The organism is Shinella sp. M31 (assembly GCF_049199205.1).
In the GTDB taxonomy this organism is placed as follows: domain Bacteria; phylum Pseudomonadota; class Alphaproteobacteria; order Rhizobiales; family Rhizobiaceae; genus Shinella.
In genome coordinates this window covers 46,744-70,159 of the sequence record NZ_JBLZPH010000083.1, presented here as the reverse complement: position 1 = coordinate 70,159, position 23,416 = coordinate 46,744, and the positions used below count along the sequence as shown (strand labels likewise).

The 23,416-nt window shown below is 63.9% G+C and carries 20 protein-coding genes and 1 tRNA gene; 8 read left to right on the top strand and 13 right to left on the bottom strand.

Annotated features, from left to right (window positions below; all coding sequences use genetic code 11):
• The 3 genes from ACOZKU_RS14315 to tpiA all read right to left on the bottom strand — a co-directional run.
• A partial coding sequence (locus tag ACOZKU_RS14315) for a CTP synthase (protein ID WP_421579508.1) occupies positions 1–1,476 on the bottom strand: 1,476 nt, incomplete at its 3' end.
• A gap of 136 nt (positions 1,477–1,612) precedes the next feature.
• Positions 1,613–2,122, bottom strand: coding sequence for a preprotein translocase subunit SecG (gene secG, locus ACOZKU_RS14310; RefSeq protein ID WP_421579443.1), 510 nt, complete (start codon positions 2,120–2,122; stop codon positions 1,613–1,615).
• Positions 2,123–2,254: 132 nt separating this feature from the next.
• Entirely contained in the window at positions 2,255–3,025 is a 771-nt protein-coding gene (gene tpiA, locus ACOZKU_RS14305; RefSeq protein WP_314094091.1) for a triose-phosphate isomerase, read from the bottom strand.
• 158 nt (positions 3,026–3,183) lie between these two features.
• Here tpiA and ACOZKU_RS14300 point away from each other — a divergent pair, with 158 nt between their 5' ends.
• Together ACOZKU_RS14300 and ACOZKU_RS14295 are read left to right on the top strand one after the other, a co-directional pair.
• The gene (locus ACOZKU_RS14300) at positions 3,184–4,761 is read left to right on the top strand and encodes a caspase family protein (protein ID WP_421579442.1); all 1,578 of its coding nucleotides are present in this window, start codon (positions 3,184–3,186) and stop codon (positions 4,759–4,761) included.
• Between the two features lie 15 nt (positions 4,762–4,776).
• Entirely contained in the window at positions 4,777–5,382 is a 606-nt protein-coding gene (locus ACOZKU_RS14295) for a hypothetical protein (RefSeq protein WP_421579441.1), read from the top strand.
• A gap of 4 nt (positions 5,383–5,386) precedes the next feature.
• Here the strand turns inward: ACOZKU_RS14295 and ACOZKU_RS14290 are convergent, their stop codons facing one another.
• Positions 5,387–6,271, bottom strand: a complete 885-nt coding sequence (locus tag ACOZKU_RS14290) for an alpha/beta hydrolase (RefSeq protein WP_421579440.1) — start codon at positions 6,269–6,271, stop codon at positions 5,387–5,389.
• A 296-nt stretch (positions 6,272–6,567) separates the two neighbouring features.
• Here ACOZKU_RS14290 and parE point away from each other — a divergent pair, with 296 nt between their 5' ends.
• Positions 6,568–8,634, top strand: a complete 2,067-nt coding sequence (parE, locus tag ACOZKU_RS14285) for a DNA topoisomerase IV subunit B (RefSeq protein WP_421579439.1) — start codon at positions 6,568–6,570, stop codon at positions 8,632–8,634.
• A gap of 82 nt (positions 8,635–8,716) precedes the next feature.
• Entirely contained in the window at positions 8,717–9,148 is a 432-nt protein-coding gene (locus ACOZKU_RS14280; RefSeq protein ID WP_421579438.1) for a hypothetical protein, read from the top strand.
• On the opposite strand, the gene ACOZKU_RS14275 is transcribed toward ACOZKU_RS14280, so the two are convergent.
• Positions 9,145–10,272 carry a DUF2336 domain-containing protein gene (locus ACOZKU_RS14275; RefSeq protein ID WP_421579437.1) on the bottom strand — a complete coding sequence of 376 codons (1,128 nt, stop codon included), beginning with the start codon at positions 10,270–10,272 and terminating at the stop codon, positions 9,145–9,147. The two genes, ACOZKU_RS14280 and ACOZKU_RS14275, sit on opposite strands and share 4 nt — an antisense overlap.
• Positions 10,273–10,400: 128 nt before the next feature.
• Between ACOZKU_RS14275 and ACOZKU_RS14270 the strand changes: the two genes are divergently transcribed.
• Positions 10,401–11,030 carry a hypothetical protein gene (locus ACOZKU_RS14270; protein ID WP_421579436.1) on the top strand — a complete coding sequence of 210 codons (630 nt, stop codon included), beginning with the start codon at positions 10,401–10,403 and terminating at the stop codon, positions 11,028–11,030.
• Positions 11,031–11,738: 708 nt separating this feature from the next.
• Here the strand turns inward: ACOZKU_RS14270 and tig are convergent.
• The 4 genes from tig to ACOZKU_RS14250 all read right to left on the bottom strand — a co-directional run bounded on the left by tig (position 11,739) and on the right by ACOZKU_RS14250 (position 15,325).
• The gene (tig, locus tag ACOZKU_RS14265; protein WP_421579435.1) at positions 11,739–13,214 is read right to left on the bottom strand and encodes a trigger factor; all 1,476 of its coding nucleotides are present in this window, start codon (positions 13,212–13,214) and stop codon (positions 11,739–11,741) included.
• A 180-nt stretch (positions 13,215–13,394) separates the two neighbouring features.
• Positions 13,395–13,479: transfer RNA gene (locus ACOZKU_RS14260), tRNA-Leu, on the bottom strand.
• A 149-nt stretch (positions 13,480–13,628) separates the two neighbouring features.
• Positions 13,629–14,219 carry a GDYXXLXY domain-containing protein gene (locus ACOZKU_RS14255; RefSeq protein WP_421579434.1) on the bottom strand — a complete coding sequence of 197 codons (591 nt, stop codon included), beginning with the start codon at positions 14,217–14,219 and terminating at the stop codon, positions 13,629–13,631.
• Between the two features lie 2 nt (positions 14,220–14,221).
• Complete coding sequence (locus tag ACOZKU_RS14250; protein ID WP_421579433.1) at positions 14,222–15,325, bottom strand: DUF2157 domain-containing protein; 1,104 nt, start codon at positions 15,323–15,325, stop codon at positions 14,222–14,224.
• A gap of 1,054 nt (positions 15,326–16,379) precedes the next feature.
• Here ACOZKU_RS14250 and ACOZKU_RS14245 point away from each other — a divergent pair.
• The 3 genes from ACOZKU_RS14245 (at position 16,380) to trmFO (ending at position 18,577) form a co-directional block, all read left to right on the top strand.
• On the top strand, positions 16,380–16,523 hold the full coding sequence (locus ACOZKU_RS14245; protein ID WP_117371030.1) for a DUF1127 domain-containing protein: 144 nt from the start codon (positions 16,380–16,382) through the stop codon (positions 16,521–16,523).
• A gap of 344 nt (positions 16,524–16,867) precedes the next feature.
• The gene (locus tag ACOZKU_RS14240) at positions 16,868–17,011 is read left to right on the top strand and encodes a DUF1127 domain-containing protein (RefSeq protein ID WP_117371029.1); all 144 of its coding nucleotides are present in this window, start codon (positions 16,868–16,870) and stop codon (positions 17,009–17,011) included.
• A 156-nt stretch (positions 17,012–17,167) separates the two neighbouring features.
• A complete protein-coding gene (gene trmFO, locus ACOZKU_RS14235) occupies positions 17,168–18,577 on the top strand; it encodes a methylenetetrahydrofolate--tRNA-(uracil(54)-C(5))-methyltransferase (FADH(2)-oxidizing) TrmFO (RefSeq protein WP_421579432.1) in 1,410 nt (469 codons plus the stop codon).
• A gap of 488 nt (positions 18,578–19,065) precedes the next feature.
• On the opposite strand, the gene ACOZKU_RS14230 is transcribed toward trmFO, so the two are convergent.
• From ACOZKU_RS14230 to secD, 4 genes are all read right to left on the bottom strand, one after another.
• Positions 19,066–19,509 (bottom strand): hypothetical protein, encoded by a 444-nt coding sequence (locus tag ACOZKU_RS14230; RefSeq protein WP_421579431.1) that lies wholly within the window; start codon positions 19,507–19,509, stop codon positions 19,066–19,068.
• Positions 19,510–19,585: 76 nt separating this feature from the next.
• Positions 19,586–20,437, bottom strand: a complete 852-nt coding sequence (locus ACOZKU_RS14225; protein ID WP_421579430.1) for a phytoene/squalene synthase family protein — start codon at positions 20,435–20,437, stop codon at positions 19,586–19,588.
• Positions 20,438–20,452: 15 nt separating this feature from the next.
• The gene (locus tag ACOZKU_RS14220) at positions 20,453–20,839 is read right to left on the bottom strand and encodes an Mth938-like domain-containing protein (protein WP_421579429.1); all 387 of its coding nucleotides are present in this window, start codon (positions 20,837–20,839) and stop codon (positions 20,453–20,455) included.
• Positions 20,832–23,336 (bottom strand): protein translocase subunit SecD, encoded by a 2,505-nt coding sequence (secD, locus tag ACOZKU_RS14215; protein WP_421579428.1) that lies wholly within the window; start codon positions 23,334–23,336, stop codon positions 20,832–20,834. The genes ACOZKU_RS14220 and secD overlap by 8 nt, the downstream gene beginning before the upstream one ends.
• Positions 23,337–23,416 lie beyond the last annotated feature (80 nt).

The window sequence follows — 23,416 nt, the reverse complement described above, 5'->3', positions numbered from 1 at the left end:
GCCGGAGAAGACGAGGCCGCAGTTTTCCAGCCGCTGCTTATACTCGACATTCACCTCGTAGCGATGGCGATGGCGCTCCGAAATATCCGTCGAGCCATAGATGTCGGCGATCTTCGTGCCGCCCTTCAGCGCCGCACGGTAGGCGCCGAGGCGCATCGTGCCGCCGAGATCGCCGGAGGCCGAACGCTTTTCCAGATCGTTGCCCTTCACCCATTCCGTCATCAGGCCGACGACGGGCTCGGCCGTCTTGCCGAATTCGGTGGACGACGCCTTCTCGATGCCGGCGAGATTGCGGGCCGCTTCCACGACCGCCATCTGCATGCCGAAGCAGATGCCGAAATACGGCACCTTGCGCTCGCGGGCAAAGCGCGCCGCGTTGATCTTGCCTTCCGAACCACGCTCGCCGAAGCCGCCCGGCACCAGAATGCCGTGCACCTTCTCCAGATACGGCGCCGGGTCTTCCTTCTCGAAGACTTCCGACTCGATCCATTCGAGCTTGACCTTGACGTGATTGGCGATGCCGCCGTGATACAGCGCCTCGATCAGCGACTTGTAGGCGTCCTTGAGGCCGGTATATTTGCCGACGATGGCGATCGTCACTTCACCCTCGGGCGTCTTGATGCGATCGGACACCTTTTGCCAGGCGTCGAGACGCGGCTTGGGCGCCGGCTCGATGCCGAAGGCGGCCAACACCTCGTCGTCGAGACCTTCCTTGTGGTAGGCGAGCGGCACGTCGTAGATCGAGGAGACGTCAAGCGCCTGGATCACGGCCGTCGCGCGCACGTTGCAGAACAGAGACAGCTTTTTGCGCTCGGCCTCCGGGATCTCGCGGTCGGCGCGCACCAGCAGGATATCCGGGTGAATACCCATGGCCTGCAATTCCTTGACGGAGTGCTGCGTCGGCTTGGTCTTCAGTTCGCCGGCGGCCGGGATGTAGGGCATCAGCGTCAGGTGGACATAGACGGCTGTGCCGCGCGGCAGATCGTTGCCGAGCTGGCGGATCGCCTCCATGAACGGCATCGCCTCGATATCGCCCACCGTGCCGCCGATCTCGCAGATGACGAAATCGTAGTCGTCATTGCCTTCGGTGACGAAGTTCTTGATCTCGTTGGTGACGTGCGGGATGACCTGCACGGTCGCGCCGAGATAGTCGCCGCGGCGTTCCTTGTCGATGATGTTCTTGTAGATGCGGCCGGTGGTGATGTTGTCGGTCTTTGTGGCCGAGCGGCCGGTGAAGCGCTCGTAGTGGCCAAGGTCGAGGTCGGTTTCCGCGCCGTCGTCGGTGACGAACACTTCGCCGTGCTGCGTCGGGCTCATGGTGCCCGGATCGACGTTGAGATAGGGGTCCAGCTTCCGGAGGCGAACGCGGTAACCGCGGGCCTGAAGGAGAGCTCCGAGTGCAGCGGCTGCGATGCCTTTTCCGAGGGAAGAAACCACGCCGCCTGTGATGAATACATATCGCGCCATGGGAGTCACCGGATACCTTTTCAAAATCGATTCCGCCACCGAAAAATCACCTTGCTTGTGATTTCGGAAGTCGCAATCGGCGTTTTACACAGAAGAAGGCCGGTTGGTGTGACGCAACCGGCCGGTTTGTTTTTTCTTTTGCGGCTTACTGGCCGCTCGGGACGCCGGCGTTGCCGCCCGTGCCCGTCGTCGCGCCACCGGTCGTGCCGGTGCCCGTCGTCGTCGTGGTGTTGCCGGTGCCGGTTGCCGCGCCGCCTTCGGTCGGAACGGCGTCGGTGCCGGTCGTCGCGGGCGTCTGGTTGGTGGTGTTCGTGTTGTTCTCAGTGCCCTGGTTCTGCTGGGTGCCTTCGGCCGGCTTCTGGCCGCCGAGGGAATCGAGAACCCCGCCCGTACCCGTCGTGCCGGGAATACGGTCGAGAATATCGGTCGGCTGCGATTCCCAGCGGGCGATGATGCCCATGCCGAGCGCCAGCACGAAGAACAGCGTGGCGAGGATCGCCGTGGTGCGCGTCAGGGCATTGGCCGTGCCGCGTGCCGACATGAAGCCGGAGCCGCCGCCGATGCCGAGGCCGCCGCCTTCCGAGCGCTGGATCAGCACGACGCCGATCAGCGCGACGACGACCATGAGATAGATGACGAGCAAGATGGTCTGCATGTTTAAGGATCCCGGCCAGACGGCCCAAAATTCAGGTTTGCGGCTCAATATACCAAGCCGTGCGCCATTCCAAGCCCTTCCCGCCAATCCGCCCGCCCTTTTGCTCGGGCAGGCGAATGATCAAAGCGGGTGTCAGGCCGTCAGCGCTTCATATGCGCGGTAGATGGCAAGGAAGTCGTCGGATTTCAAGCTCGCGCCGCCGATCAGCGCGCCGTCGACATTGGCGATGCCCATCAATTCCTTGGCGTTGCCGGGCTTGACCGAGCCGCCATAGAGGATGCGCATCCGGGCGCCCTCGCCCGCGAACCGGCTCTTGAGTTCGGCGCGCATGAAGGCATGCGCCTCCTCCACATCGGCAGCCGTTGGTGTTAGGCCCGTGCCGATCGCCCAGACGGGTTCATAGGCAATGACCGTGTTTTCCGCCGTCGCACCATCCGGCACGGAGCCGTCGAGCTGCGTCTTCAAGACGTCCAGCGTCTTGCCGGCCTTGCGCTCATCGCCGGTCTCGCCGATGCAGACGATCGCGACGAGGTCGTTCGCATAGGCGATTTCCGCCTTGGCGCGCACCAGCGCATCGCTTTCCTTGTGGTCAGTGCGGCGCTCGGAATGGCCGACGATGACATGGGTGCCGAAGCAGTCGGCGATCATTTCGGCCGAGATATCGCCGGTATGGGCGCCGGAAGCCTTTTCATGGCAATCCTGCGCACCGATCTGCAACGGGCTGTCGGTAGAGAGCGCGGTGGCCACATAAAGCAGCGTCGCCGGCGGGCAGATCAGCGTTTCGACCTTTTCGGAAAGCGGTCCCATCACGCCTTCGGCCATCGCCTTGATCTGGTCGAGCGATGCGCGCGTGCCGTTCATCTTCCAGTTTCCGGCAACAAGCGGGGTTACGTCCGGTGTCATGAGGCCTCCCTATTCCTAAAATTCCGTCGGCTTGCGGCGTAGCAAATCGAAGCCTCCAAGAAAAGCCGTCCCATGGCCAAGCGAATTCGAATATGCATAGAATATGATCCGTTCCTGCTCATATCGCGATCGGCGCATGAGGAAGGCGAAAGGGGCACATGCTTCCCTCGAGACTGGTCATCCTCCTCTTCCTGGCGGTGCTGCTTTCGGCCGGCAGCGCCGGCGCACAGGATTCGGCCAATGCCGGCGGTCAGACACGCGGTCTGATGCCCATCAAGACCGGGGTGGAAAAGATCACGGCTGGCGATACGCTGACGGTACCCGCCGCCTCCTTCAAGCGCATGGCGCTGGTCATCGGCATGTCGGCCTATAGCTCGATCCCGCCGCTGAAGAACACTGCCTCCGACGCCCGCGCCGTGGCCGATATGCTGCAACGCCTCGGTTTTACGGTGGATCTCGCCGTCGATGTCCCGCTCGTCCAGATGCAGGAAACGGTCACGGCCTTTTCGCGCAAGGTCGAGACCGCCGATATCGCGCTTGTCTATTATGCAGGCCATGGCGTGGAGGCGGCGGGGGAAAACTATCTCGTGCCCATCGATATCAAGGTCGACGACCCCGCGAAAATCCCCGATCAAGCCGTCAGCCTGTCGTCGGTGCTGCGCAGTGTGGAACGGGCACGAAAACTGCGCGTGGTCATTCTCGATTCCTGCCGCAACAATCCTTTCCCGAGATTGGCCGGCATGGTGGCGGCCAATGGCGCGACGCTCGGCGGCGACGGGCTCGCGGCGCCGGACCCGTCGCGGGGCATGCTGGTGATCTACGCGGCAGAAGGCGGCAAGGTCGCGCTGGATGGCGACGGCGAACACAGCCCCTTCGCCACCGCGATCCTCGAAAACCTGCCGAGGCCAAATGTCGAGATCGGCCTCGTCTTCCGTCAGGTGCGTGATCGCGTCATGTCGCTCACCGCCAATCGCCAGCAGCCGCATTTCTACGGCTCCCTGTCGGGCACCCCCTATTTCCTCGCCGGCGAGGATGCCGCCGTTGCCGACAGCGGCGACAAGGCTTCGCAATGGCAGACGCTGAAGCCCGACCAGGAGGTGCAGCTTGCCGCGCTGGCAGGTGAAGGCAACACGCGCGCCATGCTCGGCCTCGGCTACATGGCGCTGACGCCGGATACGAAAAAATTCCAACCCGAAAAAGCCTTCGAATTCTTCCGCAAGGCCGCGGATGCCGGCGATGCCGAAGCCATGTTCGAACTCGGCAAGCTCTACGAAAAGGGTATCGGCACGGCGCAGAACGTGCCGGAAGCGATCGAACTCTACCGGCAGGCCGCCGATCTCGGTTTCGCCGACGCGATCAACGATCTCGGCTTCCTCTATTATCAGGGCGCGGAGGGCTTGCCGCGCAATCCGCAGAAGGCGGTCGAACTCTTCATCCGCGCCGCGGACCTGCGCCACCCGCAGGCCATGTTCAACGTCGCGGCGCTGATCGACGACGGGCTGGTGCCCGGCAAGACGCCGGAGGACGCCGCCAGATATCTCTATCAGGCGCTGCGCTCCGGCGTGGATGATGTTCTCCAGCAGCTCTCGACCCGTCCGACCATGTTCAAGCAGGAAACGCGCGAGGCGCTGCAAGCCGAACTCAGCCGCAACAAATTCTACAAAGGCACGATCGACGGCGATATCGGCGTGGGCACCCAGCGCAGCATGCGCATGGCCTTCGGCGATCCGGAATAACAAGAGGAGGAAGGCATGATCAAATCGGCTTATCTGCGTTCGATCCACGCCGCGCTGCTGGCGGGCGCACTCACCCTCACGGCCATCCCCGATGTCCAGGGACAGACGAGTCCCGGCCGTGGCTCGACGGCCTCCCAAACCAGCAGCGACGCAACGTCGACCGCCGTTGCCGTGCCAACGGACTATCTCACATCCTCTATCGTCAGGAACATCAACGGCGCACGCGCGGAATGCGCCGGCTATGATCCCGTCTACCGCATCGACTGTCTGCGCCAGCGCTTAGCCGATATCGCCCAGCGCATTCCAGCCGGCCCGGCCTATGCGGAAGCGCGCCAGATCATCAGCCGCGCATCCAGTAAACTGGGCCGCATCCAGGCCGGCATCACGGACGCGAAGGCGCCGCGCCAGCGCTCGCGGGCCAATCCCCGCCTCAAGCAGACGAAGACCTATGCCGCGGTCAAACGGGAAAAGCTCAGTAAGGCGATGGAGCAGGCACGGCAGGTGATCGAGGAAGCATCGACGCAATTATTGCGCGCGGCCGAAAACTCGGAGAAACGCGCCAGCCATTATCAGCAGATCGCCGCCGCGCTCGATTCGACGAAGGTGCTTCTACGCTCGTGAAACCTTATTGAGACAACAGCCAGTTCAGCGTTTCGCGCCAGTCGGTCATGCGCACCGGCGTGCCGTGGCCGCCGGTCTGGAACAGCACGAAGCGGGTCGGAATACCCGCCTTGCGCAATTTGCGGAACACCGCGATCTGGTCGTTTGCCGCATAGACGCTGTCGCTGTCGCCATGGGTGAAGAAGACCGGCAGCTTCGCCTTGAAGGCCGGCGTCTTGGCATAGTCGCCATCCGCCGCCCCGCCCATCAGCACCATGCCGGACAGGCTTTTGACCGCAGCGGGATCGCGCACGACGCGGGCGCAGATGAAGCTGCCCATCGAGGCACAGGCGAGGATGACCGGCGCATCCGGCGACAGCGCCTTGGCGCGCAGGATTAGGCCTGAAATGCGCGCAGCGCCCGCATCGTCGAAGGATGGTACGCTCGGTGCATAATAGACACCGCCGCCGCGCACCGCGAGGTTCTTCAGCCGGTTGAAATTGCCGCCGAAACTCCAGTCGTTGCTGCCGAGCCGCCGGTCACCGCCGCGCCCATGGATGAAGATGACCGCGAAAGCCGCCCCCTCGCCCTTGCCGGTCATCGTCACATCGACCGGTCCCGCCGGCGTGTCAATCGTCGCATTCTGCTGCGCCTTCTTCACCGCCGTCGAGACATAGGTCGATTTCACCCGGCGTTCCGGCACCTGGTCGCGCCCGTTGATGTCGCGCATTTCCTGGTAATCGACGACCCGGAGCGCCCCGTCATCCGTCGTCTCGACCACCGTGCCATAGGCGAACAGCTCGTCCTTCCACGGCTGGAGCGTCACCGCCATCGCATCCTGCGCGGCCAGGCCGGCGAAGAGCGTGGCGAAAACCAGCCTTTTCAGGCAATGAACTGTGGACTGACGCATGAACGGCGGCTCCTTGGGGCTGGCGATACTTGCCATTCACCCGCCCGCAACGCAATCCTTGGCCAGCGGTTGGCGCGGCTTGACGACCGACGGACACGGGGACGCCGCCTTGAAGCGGCAAGACGAGACAGGACGGCCGTCCGGTAGAAGTCCGGCGTTGCCCTGCTGCCATCGCGGAATGTCCCGGAATCTGCCAGAGTCGCAAGTGATTCGCCGACCATCCCTTTTGCGCCAGATGCCGATCCCCCGGGGATCGGCGGGAAAAGCTGGCAAACGGAACAAACTCTGAACAGCCCATGCAAGACGACAACAACGACCTCTTCGCCAATATGCCTTCCGAGCCCGAGCGCCAGCCGGCCAAGCCGGTTGAAAAGCCCGTTGCCGCAGCGCCCGCGCCGGCGCGCGAGACCCGTCCGCCGCTGAGCGAGGGTTCCGGCGGCTACGACGCGTCCGCGATCCGGGTTCTTGAAGGCCTCGAGCCGGTGCGCATGCGCCCCGGCATGTATATCGGCGGCACGGACGAGAAGGCGCTGCACCATCTCTTCGCCGAAGTCATCGACAACTCGATGGACGAGGCCGTGGCCGGCCACGCCAATTTCATCGACGTCAATCTCGATGCCGAAGGGTTTTTGACGGTCACCGACAACGGCCGCGGCATCCCGGTGGAAAACCACCCGCAGATGCCGGGCAAATCCACGCTCGAAGTCATCCTCACGGTGCTGCATGCCGGCGGCAAGTTCGACGGCAAGGCCTACGAGACCTCGGGCGGTCTGCACGGCGTGGGCGTCTCCGTCGTCAACGCGCTGTCCGATGAGCTGGAAGTCGAGGTCGCGCGCAACAAGAAGCTTTACCGCCAGCGCTTTTCGCGCGGCAAGCCGGTCGGCGGGCTCGAAGAGCTCGGCGACGTGCACAACCGCCGCGGCACGAAGGTTCGCTTCCACCCCGACCCGGAGATTTTCGGCGCGCATGCCCGTTTCGACCCGGCCCGCGTCTTCCGCATGGCCCGCTCGAAGGCCTATCTGTTCGGCGGTGTCGAAATCCGCTGGAGCTGCGACCCGTCGCTGCTGCCCGAGGGTTCTGAAACGCCGGAAAAGGCCGTCTTCCACTTCCCCGGCGGCCTGAAGGACTATCTGCAGGCGACGCTCGGCAAGGAATACACCGTTACCCGTGAAATCTTCGCCGGCAAGAGCGAGAAGTCCGGCGGCCACGGCTCGCTGGAATGGGCCGTCACCTGGTATGGCGGCGATTCGCTGATCCATTCCTATTGCAACACCATCCCGACGGCCGACGGCGGCACGCACGAGGCGGGCCTGCGCATCGCGCTCACCAAGGGCCTCAAGGCCTATGCCGAACTCACGCAGAACAAGCGCGCCAAGGATATCACCACCGACGACGTGATGATCTCGGCGGTCGGCATGCTCTCGGTCTTCATCCGCGAGCCGGAATTCGTCGGCCAGACGAAGGACAAGCTCGCCTCGGTCGAGGCGCAGCGCATCGTCGAAAACGCGCTGCGCGATCCCTTCGACCACTACCTCGCCGATAACCCGGCCGAAGCGGCGAAGCTGCTGGAATGGGTGATCGAGCGCGCGGAAGAGCGCATGCGCCGCCGCAAGGAAAAGGAAGTCTCCCGCAAGACGGCGGTGCGCAAGCTGCGCCTGCCCGGCAAGCTCGCCGATTGCTCGCAGAACTCCGCCACGGGTGCCGAACTCTTCATCGTCGAGGGCGATTCGGCCGGCGGCTCGGCCAAGCAGGCGCGCAACCGCTCCAATCAGGCCATCCTGCCGCTCCGTGGCAAAATCCTGAACGTCGCCAGCGCCGGCCGCGAAAAGCTCGGCGCCAACCAGCTGATCTCCGATCTGGTGCAGGCGCTCGGCTGCGGCACACGGACGAAATACCGCGAGGAGGACCTTCGCTACGAGCGCGTCATCATCATGACCGATGCCGACGTCGATGGCGCGCACATCGCCTCGCTGCTCATCACCTTCTTCTATCAGGAGATGCCCGACCTCATCCGCGGCGGCCATCTCTATCTCGCCGTACCGCCGCTCTACCGCCTCAGCCAGGGCGGCAAGACGCTCTATGCCCGCGACGACGGCCATCGCGAGGAACTGATGCGCACCGAATTCAACGGCCGCGGCAAGGTCGAAATCGGCCGCTTCAAAGGCCTTGGCGAGATGCTGCCGGCGCAGCTCAAGGAAACGACGATGGACCCGGCCAAGCGCACCATCCTCAACGTCATGATCGACGACGTCGATTTCGAGGGCACGCGCACGGCCGTCGACGACCTGATGGGCACGAAGCCGGAAGCCCGCTTCCGCTTCATCCAGGAGCGCGCCGTCTTCGCCGACAACCTCGACATCTGACGGGGTTTCGGCCGAGCCTGCGCCTTACTTTCGCAGCAATACCCGCCTCTAACCGGCATCGTTCAATGCGGAAAGGACAGCCATGAAAGCTGCGCTCATCGTCATGACGATCATGGGCTGCGACGACAGCGCGACCCAATGCCACTATATCGATACGGTGCCGAAGAGCTGGCAGACCGTGGCGCTGTGCGACGCCCAGGCCGAGACCTATATCAACCGGCATCAGGACAAGAACTATCCGGTCATCGTCGCGGTCTGCGAAAGCAACAACGACCGCATGACCGCCGATGTGGCCAAGCCGGAACCGGAGGCAAAGCCGGCGGAAACGGCCGTGCAGGCCGAAATCCCGGTGCCTGCGGAGACGGCGGAAGCGCGCCAGGGTCTCGCGGCCCGTACCCTGAACTTCGTCAAGAAGGCCATTCCGGATGCCGCCTCCCTCAAGGCCGCGGTCGTCAAGCCCGTACGCTACGCCGAAGACGGCTATAGCTGGGTCATAAAGCGCTTTGCCGATTAAGCGGCTTCACGCGACGCAATGAGCGCATAGCTGCGCGCCGTCTGCCGCTGTTCGGCGATCGCCAAGCGCTCGACCAGTTCCAGCATGGACTGGCATGCCGGATTGCCGGTGGCGCGGGCCCGCGACAGCAGCCGTTCGGATACGGAAAAATCGCTCTCCCCGCCCTTCGCCTCACGCCGCCAGAGCAGGGTCGCCTCGGTGAAGAGCGCGCTGATGTCGCGGCCGAGCCCCGCCGTTTCATAAAGCGCGCGCACGGCCGCCTCGCGGCCATCGGAGAGGATGGAGCGGACCCGCCGCTCCGCCTGCCCCGAAAGATTGGTAATGGCGGCCGCGAAGAATTCCACGCGGCCGGTACACAGCGCATGCATCAGGAAAACCGGCGTCAGGCGTCCCGTGAGGCGCAGATGCTCGACAAGGCCTGGCATTTCCATCGCCGTCACATTCGCGACCATGCCGATCGTCGCCACGTCGCAGGCCTCGCGCGTGATGCGCTCCACACGGTTTTCGCCGATCGCTGCCTGGATGAGCCCGAAACCGGCCAGCGCCGTGCCGATCTTCTCCACCAGCGCCTGGCGTGCATCGCTGGGCAGGTCGTCGCGATCGAGCAGCAGCGCGCGGATTTCCGCGTCGTCGCCGAGACGCTCGGCGATGCGGCAAAGGCTGCGGCGCGACAGTACCGCGCCTTCGTTTTCTAGAAGGGCCAGCACCTCGGGCGCTTCGCCGATTTCCGCCATGGCGGCGCAAACGGCGCGCGAAACATAGCTGCGATGGGCAATCAGCATGCGCGTCGCATCGCTGCCCTTGGCGGCGAGATCGACGAGATCGGCGTCCGTCAGCAATGACGAACACAGGATGATCCGGGCGGCGATTTCCGGCTGGTCTTCAGCGAGAGGCAGGATAACGGCGCGCGGCGCGTCCTCGCATTCGGCGAGCGCCTCGGCCAAAGCCAGCCGAACCTTCGGCGCCGGGTCGTCGAGCAGGAACATCATCGCCATTTCGGCGGCGCGGCGATCGTCCGGCGCGATGCGCGCCTTTGCGTAAGCCTTCGCCAACACACTGGCAGCCTTCGCCCTGTCGGCTGCCCGCGCGGTCTCGACCCAACGAAGAAAAGCATGAACGATCAAAGGACGCCCCAAACGCCTGCACTAAGCTACTGAAAACACGCTAACGCCAAAGTGTTTAAGATTGGTTCACCATATCCATTAACCGAGCGGTCATTGCCAGAGGCGGCCACAAAGCCCTATGAAAAGCCATGACTCCGCTGCCCCGCGCCCTGCTCGCCCTCACTCCCGATCAGCCGATCCCCGCCAACCGGCGCGGCGTGCTGGTCCCCGCCGCGCAGATCAGCGAAACGGACATCGACGGTGCCATCGTCGTGGTCAAGACCGACTCGGATATCGCGACGCTGCAAAAGGCCCTCACGGCCGGCGCCGCCATGATCGCGCTCGCCGGCTGCCGCACCGGCGCCGATCTCCAACGCCTCGCCACATTGCTGCCGGTCGCGGAGGCGCAGACCGGCCGGACCGAAGGCAGCATATCGATTCTCGCCATGACCGACGGCATCCTGCCGGCCCCGGGCGCACGGGAAGGCCTTGCGGGGAAATCGAAGCGCCTCGCCGGCCTGGTGTGGGACCAGAGACGCCTTGTCTCGGCGCTCGGCGCGACACGGATGCGAACGGAATCCGGCGAATGGCTCCCCCCCTTCTCCACCGCTCGCGCCGCCACGCTGTTAACCGCGGCGGCAGCCAGCGTGCCCGCCTACGATTCGGCTTTTGACCTCGACGACGAGGCTTTTGCCCGAGCGTACGAGCAGTCCCGTGGCGAAGGCTTCTTTGGCCTGATCACCGCCACGGCAACGCAGACCGCATTCAAAGGACGATAGGCCGCGGCGTCGCTTGCCCGTCCTCGCGCCGCGTCATCATCCCCGTATTTTCCCCGCCCGCCAAACCTGTGTCTACAATCCTCCCATCCCGCCGCGGATACACTGCCAGGCGTGGCAGCGAGGCGGGATCGGCGCGGCGTGTGGGGCGAAGACGCAGAACCCTACGCACCGGGCCTGCGGAAAATGGTCTCCCTCCGGCGACATGGGGGAAGCGGCGGGGTGTCGGACCGATCCCGTCGTTTCATGCCCCAAATGGCGCGCCGGATGTGCCTGTGCGGCACGCAAGGGGGCCGGGACTGGCGGATGCGTCGGCATCGTCCGCCGGGCAGGAACAGGCCGGAAGGCGAAAGTCTTCCGTCGGGATCGCCAGAGCGTGCGGTTTCGATGTCAAAACGGCGCTGTTCCCGCCCGGAAACCGGCGAACGACATCAGCCATCCCGGCTTTTGCAGAGGGATCGGAGTCGCGGGCAAAAACCGCTGAACGGGGCGCTGAAAGGTGCCACCTACATACCATTCCACGAGGCAGCTTCCAGCGCCCCGTCCGGAATGCTCTTTGAAACCCCACGGGCGGCAAAGCCGTTGCGTGGATATTGGTGCGCAGGCGACAGGCCGCGAGCGGAATGGCGGCAAGGCATCCACAGCCTCTGTCGTGGAACGAAAAAGGCCGCCCGATGGGCGGCCTTTCCAGATGCGATCGTATCGAACCGATTATTCGGCGTCGCCTTCAGCGGCCTTCTTCTTGGCCGGGGCCTTCTTCTTCGGAGCGGCGTCTTCGCCTTCCTGAGCTTCGGCCTTGGCGGCAGCCTTCTTCTTCGGCGCAGCCTTCTTGGAGCCCTTGTCGTCGCCGTCTTCGTCGTCGGCGAGCAGGTCTTCCTTGGAAACGGTCTTGTCCGTTACCTTGATTTCACCGAGCAGGTGATCGACGACCTTTTCTTCGAAGATCGGTGCGCGCAGCGAAGCGGCGGCACCCGGGGTCTTCTGGAAGTATTCGAGGATCTGCTTTTCCTGGCCCGGGAACTGGCGCAGCTGCTGGTAGAGCGACTGCTGCATTTCCTCGTCGGTGACCTGGACGCCGGCCTTTTCGCCGATTTCCGAGAGAACGAGGCCGAGACGGACGCGGCGTTCGGCAAGCTTGCGGTATTCTTCGCGAGCAGCTTCTTCGGTCGTGTCTTCGTCAGCGAAAGTCTTGCCGGACTGGGCGAGATCGGTGTTGATCTGGCGCCAGATGTTTTCGAACTCGGCTTCGACCAGGCGCTCCGGGGTTTCGAACTTGTACATTTCGTCGAGCTGGTCGAGGATCTGACGCTTGACCTTCTGGCGGGTGACCGAGCCGTACTGGCTTTCGATCTGGCCGCGGACGATCTCGCGCAGCTTGTCGGCCGATTCGAGGCCGAGCTTGCTGGCCAGCTCGTCGTTGATCTCGACGTCGGCGGGAGCAGAAACTTCCTTGACCTTGATGTCGAAGGTGGCTTCCTTGCCGGCGAGGTTTGCGGCCGGGTATTCAGCCGGGAAGGTGACGGTGATGACCTTCTCGTCGCCAGCCTTCAGGCCGACGAGCTGCTCTTCGAAGCCCGGAATGAAGCGGTTGGAGCCGAGTACGAGTTCTGCGTCTTCGTCCTTGCCGCCGTCGAAGGCTTCGCCGTCGACCTTGCCGAGGTAGTCGATGGTGACGCGGTCGCCGTTTTCGGCCTTGCCCTTCTTGGTTTCGTAGGAGCGGGCGCTTTCGGCGATCTTGAGGATCTGCTCGTCGACTTCCTTGGCGTCGATATCGACGACTTCACGGGTGACGGCGATGCCGGAATTGTCCTTGAGGTCGATTGCCGGGATGACTTCGTAGGACAGCGTGAATTCGAAATCGGCCTGACCGTTCAGGATCTTTTCCGCTTCGGCCTGGTCTTCGGTCATCGCGACTTCTGGCTGCGTGGCCGACTTTTCGCCGCGCTCGGACAGGATCGCGGTCGGGCGGTCGCGGACGATCTCGTTGACGAGTTCGGCCATGACGGACTTGCCGTACATCTTCTTGAGATGGGCGAAGGGCACCTTGCCCGGACGGAAGCCGTTGATGCGGACACGGCCCTTCACGTCCTCAAGACGCTCGTTCATCTGAGCTTCCATGTCCTTGGCCGGGATGACGACCTTGATTTCGCGCTTCAGCCCTTCAGCGAGCGTTTCGATAACCTGCATGTTCAAACCTTTATTTCGAGTTGGCGGTGCTCAAACCGCGGTTCCGGTTATGGCGAGCACCCCGCCGGTCCATTTGCCGGCAGTGGCTTTACTGAATTCGGTGGCCTTTTGGCAAGCAAAATGGCGCGCTGAAATGCTCCACGCCGCGCGAAAACCCGTTGTTTTCGCGTTTTGTGGCTCTGGTGCGGGTAGAGAGACTTGAACTCCCACGCCTTGCGGCACCAGAACCTAAATCTGGCGTGTCTACCAATTTCACCATACCCGCTCTCAGAAACCTCGTTGCCACGGGCGACCGGGTCTCTTCCCCGGGGCCGCTCTCATGACGCCTTCCGAGCGCGGCGTCTCTATATCACCCGTTTCCGGCGGATCAAAGGAAAAATGACAGGCAAATGACCGTTCTCCCGGCAGTTACGCTCAATAAAGCGGCTCGTCGTAGACCGGCTCGCCGCGCAGGATCAGCCGAGCGATCTGCGGCGTGCCGTCTTTCGCCACGCGCGCCTCCACTTCGAGCTCTTCCTGGTTGCGGGCGTCTTCCAATACCTTGCCCTCGCCCTCCGGCACATAATAGCGCTCAAGGCCATAGCTGACGAAGAGGCTGTCCGGCAGCACGCCGTCGGTGACGGCGTAATAATCGAAGGGCTGCGTGCGCAGGAGAACGCTGCCCTCCTCCGGTGCGAGCGTGCCAAAACTCGCCTCGGTCGCCGTCCACAGCCCGTCCGCGCCGGGCTTCAGGCGCACGACAAGCCGCTCGCGGCCGTTCACCTTCGGCACCTCACCGGTCACGATGTCCTTCGGGATCGTCGAGATCGGGTAGGACAGGATGACATAGTCGCCGCTCAGCAGGTCGCGCGGATCGACCGGGAGCGTCTTCAGCCTGATATCCGCGCCATTGCGCAGGATCGAGGCGCGGCCTTCGACCATGTAGCCCAAGACGGCCGTCTGGAGCGCTGCCGCGATGATGGCGGCCGCAACCGGCGGAATGCGGAAAGAAGAGAATGTCGACATGCTCAGGCCTCCGCCTTGGTTTCAGCCTTGGAAAAACGGCGTTCGACGACGATCACGCCCCAGGCGATCAGCGCGACAACCAGACCCGAGATCAGGAAGAAGCCGGATGTGCCGATGATCGAGCCGATGGTCTCGGAGGCGAGATAAAGCGTTTCGGCCGCGAAGGTCGCGTAGCCGAGATAGCGCACCGCGCCGTTCTCCTTGCCCGACAACACGATGCCGCCGATGGCCGCGACGAGCGTGATGATGCCGAGCATCAAGCGATCCCCTACGGCGTCGTATTCGAAGTGAAGCACAAGCAGGCCCAGCAACAGCACAAGATAGGAATAGAAGGCAGGGGCAGCGCCTGCGCTGCGGGCCAGCGCATGGAGCGGCGATTGCGGCACGGCGGCCAGCAGATAGGCCAGCGCGCCGAGCGATGCGATTGATATCGCCGTGGTTGGGGTATCGTGTTCGCCATAGATGAAGGCAAGCCAGGCGACGAGCAGCAGATAGGCGATATGGCGCACGCGCCCGGCATCGGTGTAGCGCACCAGCAGGATGATGATGACGGCCATCAGCGGCATCAGCCACAGGAGCAGCGTATCGCTGGCATGATAGGCCTCGCTCCAATCCGTCCAGGCGACGACGAAGGCAAGGAAACCCGCAATGGCCGTCACCGCGCCGGAGCGGAAGAGCGCGGCCGCGATCACGGCGCCGGCGAACCAGACGAGCATCGCCTGAACCGCGTCGCCGGAGAGATGGTACATCTGCCCGACCAACGCGATGGCGCCGCCGAATGCCAGCGTGCCGGCCGCAAGGAAGGCCGCCGCAAGCCGCGGTGCGCCACGCTGGATGAGCATACCGCCCGCCAGATAGGCGCCCCAGATCAGCGCGACGATGCCGACAACGCGCACGAGGCGCGGGATCGCCTCCCAATTGGCGGCGACCAGCAGCAGCACGGCGGCCGACATCAGAAGAGCCGCAATCATCATGAGCACGCGGCCGAGGCTGAACGAGCTTTCGCGGGAATCATATTCCTTCAGGAGGCGATCGGCGGTGGGCGCTTCGAGCAAGCCCTGTTGCGTCCACAGTTTGAGATCGCGTTCCAACCTGCCCCGATACATCCGTCCCCGCCTCTCTTCAAAAACGCGCGCGACTCGCGCGCGCACCCTGTCAGCAGAAACGGTATAGCGCCGCCAGAAATTCGCAATCGCAGCGACAATTCGCCCATAGGGGCTAAAGGCGGCGCCACAGGCGCCATGATTAACGGGAAATAAAGAAATCCCTGGCAGATTTAGCAGCAAGACGCCGATGGCGTTTCGATTTCGGGCATGCAGCGGACGCATATCATCCATTCCCATATTGCACTGCACAAAATCGAGGGATCGGGTTAGAGTGCAGTCATCGATCAGAGATGGTTCGGACCGGAAACCAAGGCGCCGCTGAGGCGACAGGCAGACCGGAGGGTGGAATGGTCGAACGCCCGGCATGATGCCGAAAGACCCGATGCCGGAAACGGTATCGAACAGGAATTCGGAGTAGCGCACTCCTCCTCCCAGCGCTCCTCCGATACGATTGGCAACACTCCTCCTCCCAGTTGCCAGTCACTCTTAATGACGCCCGCCGGACCTCCTCCCCCGGCGGGCGTTATTGTTTTGCCTGACACTTGGCCAACCATACCCAGAATCTAAATCCCTCGTCGCCCTGCGGGTGCTCGTAATGCATTCAGCACCGGCGGGTCGACGCATGCGGCTCATGCATGGGTGACATTCCAATCGCGCGCTTTTGCCCGCCGTCCGGGCAGGCTATATCCTTTTCATCGGTCGGGCGACGTTCTCCTCCTCCCTACGTCCCCGACAAGGGTTGGCAGCCCCTCCTCCTCCCAAGCTGCCAATCGATATCAGCAACGCCCGCCGAATCTCCTCCCCGGCGGGCGTTGCTTTTTTGCGCTGCAACCAACCAATCCCACATGTCTCGTTTACCTTCGTGACGCCGAGCCCGGATTTTGGCCAGAATTTCGCCTAGATTTCCGCTTGACATGCACAAAACGCATGGGTGCCATACAGCAATTGCGCTGTCCTTTTTCGCAGCGCAGCGTATACTTCAATCCATCAGATCAGGGCGGCGCCAAAGACGAGCGGCCGCCCAGTACGCAAGCCCACGAAAGGGGTAAATGACATGAACCTGGCACGCTCTTTTAACAACTGGCGCAAATACCGTCAGACCGTCAGCGAACTCGGCCGTATGACCGACCGTGAACTTCGCGACCTCGGCATCGGCCGCAGCGATATCCCGTACATCGCTCGCAAGGCTTCGATCTAAGCCGAACACACCCTTCATGGGTCGCAATTTGAACGCCCTCCGGCTCCCACCGGAGGGCGTTTTCGGTTGCGCGTCTTTTTGCGGCGCACAATGTCGCAATTCCTCAACTGCGACATTGCGCGGGATGACAGCCGCGCGTGACTACTCCGGCCACATGCCTGGAATAGCAGCATTTTCCGGCTATTTCGCATGCAGTGCAGGCATCTGCCTCATCCGTCATCGTCTTATTGCACAAATGCATAGCAGCTGCATTTTCTTTGCACTGCACATTAACAAGGGTGTCGCGTATATAGGCGTCACAAACCGGTGAGAGACCTCCCGGCCAACACTTCGAGGAAGAGACCATGAACCCGATCCGTATTGCCAAGAACTGGATGTCCTACCGCCGCACGATGAACGAACTCGGCAACCTGTCGAACCACACGCTGTCGGACATCGGCCTGACCCGTTACGACATCCGCGACATCGCAGCCCGTTCCTTCCGCTAAGACATAGCCGGTTTCCGCCGCTGCGGCCGGAAACGGCCAGCGCGAGGGACGATCAAACGGCACCATCCGGTGCCGTTTTTGATTCCGGGGGCATGACGCCCCGCACATCCAGCTTTTCCTTGGAAATGCGCCGTTGCCCGTGATAACCAACCGCCCATGACCAAGACCTCTTTCCACACTCCCATCCATGTCATCGGCGGCGGCCTCGCCGGCTCGGAAGCCGCCTGGCAGATCGCCGAAACCGGCGTTCCCGTCATCCTGCATGAAATGCGCGGCGTGCGCGGTACGGATGCGCACAAGACGGACAGCCTCGCCGAGCTCGTCTGCTCCAATTCCTTCCGCTCCGATGATGCAACCTCGAATGCCGTCGGCGTTCTGCATGCCGAGATGCGGCTTGCCGGCTCGCTCATCATGCGCTCGGCCGATGCCAACCAGGTGCCGGCCGGCGGCGCACTCGCCGTCGATCGCGACGGGTTTTCCGCGGCCGTCACCGCCGCGCTCGACAGCCATCCGCTGATCGCCATCACCCGTGAGGAAGTGACCGGTCTTCCGCCGGAAGAGTGGGATCAGGCAATCATCGCCACCGGCCCGCTCACCGCGCCCTCGCTTGCCGCCGCCATCCAGGCACGCACCGGCGCCGATTCGCTGGCCTTCTTCGATGCGATCGCCCCCATCGTGCACACCGCCAGCATCGATATGGATGTCTGCTGGTTCCAGTCACGCTATGACAAAGTCGGTCCCGGCGGCACGGGCAAGGACTACATCAACTGCCCGATGGATGAGGCGCAGTACAACGCCTTCGTCGACGCGCTGATCGCCGGCGATACGACGGGCTTCAAGGAATGGGAAGGCACGCCCTATTTCGACGGCTGCCTGCCGATCGAGGTGATGGCCGAGCGCGGCCGCGAGACGCTGCGCCACGGCCCGATGAAGCCGATGGGCCTGACCAACGCGCATAACCCGACCGTCAAAGCCTACGCCGTCGTGCAGCTGCGCCAGGACAACGCACTCGGCACGCTCTACAATATGGTCGGTTTCCAGACGAAGCTGAAATATGGCGCGCAGGCGGAAATCTTCCGGCTGATTCCCGGCCTGGAGAATGCGGAATTCGCCCGCCTCGGCGGCCTGCACCGCAACACCTATATCAATTCGCCGACGCTGCTCGACCGCTCGCTGACGCTGAAGGGTCGTCCGGGCCTCCGATTCGCCGGCCAGATCACCGGCTGCGAAGGCTATGTGGAAAGCGCCAGCATCGGCCTGCTCGCCGGCCGTTTCGCTGCGGCCGAACGGCTCGGGCAGGCACCCGTTCTTCCGCCGGAAACCACGGCTTTCGGCGCATTGCTGAACCACATCACCGGCGGCCACATCGTCTCCGACGACGAGCCGGGCAAGCGCTCCTTCCAGCCGATGAACGTCAATTTCGGCCTCTTCCCGCCGCTGGAGCCGGGCGCAGTCGTCCGTCCCGAAGGGCTGAAGCGGTTTCGCGGCAAGGACAAGGCGGTCGCCAAGAAGCAGGCAACCGCCGCCCGCGCGCTGGAGGATTGCGCCCGCTGGCTCGGGCGCTGAAGGGTTTTGGACATCTGGTGCAGGATTTTTGAGCTATGAGCGTACTCAGAATCCACGATCTAAAAGATGGTATTCTTTCCGTTGATTTATATCGCGTGCTGAATCTTCTCCGCCCGCGATCCACTGAAGCGCGCTGGATGGTGGCGGCTGTCAGAGCCGTGCATACCGAGCAGGAATGGTTTGACGCGACAGGAGTTGGGGGGCAAGGCGCTCGATGCGGTGGCGAACAAAGGGCTGCCTCTCTCCGGCCGTGAACTATCTGAGCTTGCGCAACGCACAGCGCAGGTGATCTGGGGAGAGTTTACCGCTGCCCTGCCAGACGCCCTTCACACACCATGGCTCACGGTACGCGCGATCGACAGCTCGTTCTACGAAATTATCACATCAGACGAATCGGTCCTGGAAATAATCGTGTCCACGTTTAAGGACGTTCGGCCGGCTGAGGCGCCTTGGACGATGCTGCCTATTGGTGATGGTACTATCGCTCGCTAACCGGCCGGCTGGGCGTTGAGGTTTGCAGCGCCCGGCATGAAGCTGCCGAGCAGCCAGAGGGAGACTTCGGCTGCCTCCTTCTCGTCGCGGAATTCATAGGTGCCGCCTTCGAAGGCGGCATTGGCATATTCCACGGTCAGGCGTCGCGGGCCGGCGCTGTTGACGCGCACGGTACCCGGCTCGATCAGATGGCAGGCATAGTGGTGGCCGTGGGCCTGCATGCAGCCCGCCTTGCCGTCGTGCAGGCGAAGAAAGACCGTGCGGCGATCCCTGGTGGTCACGACGGCGCGGATGGCCTCCTCCGGGAAGGCCCGGCCGAACTCCACGATGGCGAGACCGGCATCCTCGCCCGCCTCTTCCTGACGGTCGTCACTGCGAAATTTATGGCGGAAGATCAGGCCGGCCACGAACAGACCGGCGATGATGATGGTCCAGAACATCGACTCTCCTCCCGCAAAACACGTTCAGCCGCTGTAGCGGACAAGGCTTGCGCCAGTTTTGCGTCTTGTCAGGTTTTCAGAACGGGCCACGCCGCAGAGCACGCCACATCCACCATTGCCGCCGCCACTGGGCGGGTTGAAGCGCGCCGTCAAGCGCGCTGGCGCCCGCTTTCTCCGCTGCCCTCAATATAGGCGCAACGAGCGCGACTGGCAAAAAGGCGGCACGATTCGCGATGGACACGCCATTGGCGGCGCCTGCCTTGGCAAGATGCTCGCGGCCGAGCCCGACGAAGGCTTCGACGGCGCGGGCTGCTGCGGCCGGGTCGTTTCCGGCAAGCAGTGCTTCCGGCGTCAGGCCCGTTGCCGCCATGAGGTCGGCCGGCAGATAGACCTGGCCTCGGCGACGGTGGATCGGCAGGAGAAGCAATGCGCCCGCGACGGTCTGTGCCACACCGGCATGACCGGCGGCTTCCGCGGATTTCGGGGCGTTTGCGGGATCGAGAATAAGGCTGGCGAGCTGGATCAGCGCGGAGGCCGTCTCGCCGGCATAGCCCTCAAGCGCCGCACGGCTTTCCATCGGGTCGTTGTAGACATCGAAGATGCGCGCCTCGATCATATCCGTCAGCACGGCGACCGGCAGGCGGTACTCCTTCACGCAGGTCATGAGGCCCGCGGCTAGCGGGTTGGCCATGGCGTCGCCGTCCGCCTCGCCTTCGAGCAGGTCACGCCACCATTGCAGGCGGATTTCGCCGGGCAGCGCCTCGCGCACGAGATCGCGCACGCGGGCGATCTCGGCGTTGAACGCATAGAGCGCGGCAAGCGGGCCGCGCTTCTCCGCCGGCGCCAGCAGGCATGCGAGATAGCGGTCGCGATCGGTGTCGCGGAGCACTGCCAGGCAGTGCGCATAATTGTCCTTGGTATCGGTCACGTCAGGTCTTTCGCGTCACACGGCGATCAGGGCGGCGGCGACCGCACGGCTTTCGGCCAGCATGACATTGAAGGTGCGCACCGCCGCACCCGTACTCATGGGGTCGGAGCGGATATGGCGTTCTCGCAGCGCGGTCTTGATCTCGGCCGGCAGCGGACGGATCTCCTTGCCGGTGCCGACGAGCAGCACCTCGATCTCGCCGGCCTCATCCAGCACGCGCGTGATATCGTCGAGCGTCAGCGGCGTGTCTTCCGTCTTGTCCCAGCCATGGATGCCCGAGGGCAGGCACAGGATGGAGCCACGATGCGACATGTCGGCGAAGCGGAAACCGCCATTGCCATATGCGTCGATCGGCGCCCGCCCGGGGAAATGCGCCTCCCGGATTTCGATGCCCTTAGCCATTGGCTCCCGTCTCCGGGACCGTCCGCGCCCCGCCCTTGCCGGGGCGGTAGCGCTCCGGCCGCAGGCGGAACAGAATGAGGATCGGCCCGGCAATGTAGATAGAGGATATGGTGCCGATCGCCACCCCGAAGAGCAGCGTCAGCGCGAAGGTGCGGATCGCCTCGCCGCCGAGAAGCGCCAGTGCCGCAAGCGCGATCAGCGTCGTCGCCGAGGTCAGAACGGTGCGCGACAGCGTTCGGTTGATGGCATCGTCTATCAGGATCGGCAGCGGCATCTGCTTGAAATGGCGCAGGTTTTCGCGGATTCGGTCATAGACCACCATCGTATCGTTGAGCGAGTAGCCTGCGACCGTCAGCAGGGCCGCGACGGCGGTGATGTTGAACTCGATCTTGGCGAGTGCCAGGAAGCCGAGCGTGAAGAACACGTCATGCGCCAGCGAGATGATGGCGCCGATGGCGAAATGCCATTCGAAGCGGACCCAGATATAGGCAACGAGCGCCAGCAGGCCGGCAACGAAGCCGAGCGTCGCCGTATCGATCAACTCGCCCGATATGGCCGGGCCGACCACCTCGACGCGGCGGAAATTGTAGTCGTCCTCCAGTTCACCGCGGGCGATGAGCACAGAGGTCTGTTCGGCATTCTCGCCTTCGCCCTGGGCGGTGAGGCGCACGAGCGCACGGCGCGGATCGCCTGTCGCATCGACGCTTTGGACATCGACGCCCGTGTCGGTGAGACGCGCTGCGATCTCGAAGAGATCGGCATTGCCGGTCTTCGCCTGGAGCTCCAAGGCTGCACCGCCCGTGAAATCGATACCGAGCCTGAGCTTGCCGACATAGAGCAGCCCGGCAACTGCAATCGACAGCACCGCCGTCAGCAGGAAGACGCCGTTGCGCACGGCCATGAAACGCAGGTTGAGGCGGTCGAACAGGCCGGTGCGCACGCCCTTGGGCAGATGCGTGATGTGGCTGCGGCCAAGCCAGGCACGCACCAGGCGCTGCGTCAGGCCGAAGGTGGTGAAGAGCGTTGCCAGCATGCCGATACCGACGGCGAGCGCGAAGGCACGCACGGGGGCGGCGGACAGCAGGAAGAGCACGGCGATGGCGATGAGCATGGTCGCCGAGGCATCCAGCACCGTGGCGCGGGCGCGGCCGAAGCCGGTATCGACGGCCGCGTCCAACGCGCGGCCGGCCTTGGTTTCCTCGCGGATGCGCTCGAAGATCAGCACGCTGGCATCGACCGCGATGCCGACCGTCAGGACGATACCGGCGATCATGGAGAGCGACAGCGGTGCGCCGATGAGGGCGAGGATCGCGAAGGTCAGCGTCACGTTGAAGAACAGCGAGAGCGAGGCGATGATGCCGAGCACGCCGTAGAAGAAGGTCATGAAGGCGACCACGGCGAGAACCGCCACGGCAAGCGCAATCACCACGGTGCCGGTAGAGGTGGCGCCCAGCGCGGGCTCGATCGAGCGCTCCTCGATAATCGTCACCGGCGCCGGCAGCGGGCCGCTTGCGACGATCCGGGCGAGGTTTGCCGCCCCTTCGGCATCGAAATCGCCGGAGAGGCGGCCGACGCCATCGGTGATGGCGCCCTGGATCTGCGAGGTGGAGATCACCTGGCCGTCAAGCAGGATGGCGATGGTGCGGCCGCTGTTGTCCCGGCTAAAGGCGGCCAGCCGCTCGGCGGCCTCGGCGCGCAGTACGAACTCGATGAAGGGTTCGTTGTTGGCCGCAGGCTCCGCCGAAGCGACATCCGCCGCGGTGAAAAGATCGTCGCGGCGCAGGAGATAGCCGACCGGCGGCTCGCCGGTGGAATAAAGCACTTCCGAGCCGGCCGGCGCGCCGTCCTCGATCGCGGTGTTGACGGGCATGCTGTCATCGACCAGCCGGGCCGAGAGCTTGCCGGCCTGCGACAGCAGGTCCTTGACGCGCTGCGGATCGCTCAGGCCGGGCATGGCGACGACGATGCGGCCGCGCTCGCCACGACCGACGGAAAGAGCGGGAATATCGAGGCTTTCGACGCGGCGGCGCACTGCATCGACGGCGCCGAGCGATGCGGCTTGCACAGCCTCGTCGACGGCGGCGGGGGACAGCACGATATTGAACTGGCCCGGCTGCGGCTCGCTGAGCGTGCCAAGATCAAGGCCGGCAAGCGCCTCGCGGGCCGCGTCCACGCGATCGCTCGCCGTCACCGTCACATCGACGGTATTTTCCGCGCCGTTGAGGTCACTATAGGGAATGCGGGCGGCGCGCAGCGTATTGCCGATGGTTTCCACGGCGGCGCGCAGGCGGTCTGCGGCGATGTCGCTGCGGGAAACCTCCAGAACGAGGCGGGAGCCGCCGGTCAGGTCGAGGCCGGGAACGAGGCGGTGCGCCGCCATCCAGTTCGGCAGGCCGGCGGCCATGCGGGCCGGCAGAAGGCTCGGCAGAAGGACAAGAAGGCTCGCCACGAGGACGAGCCAGAGAGCAAGGGTCTTCCAGCGGGCGGATTGCTGCATCAGGGTCTCGCTACGTCAATTCCGGCAAGGATAGAACCATTCTGCCGGAATTGCGTGAACCAAAAAACAACGCGGCGGGA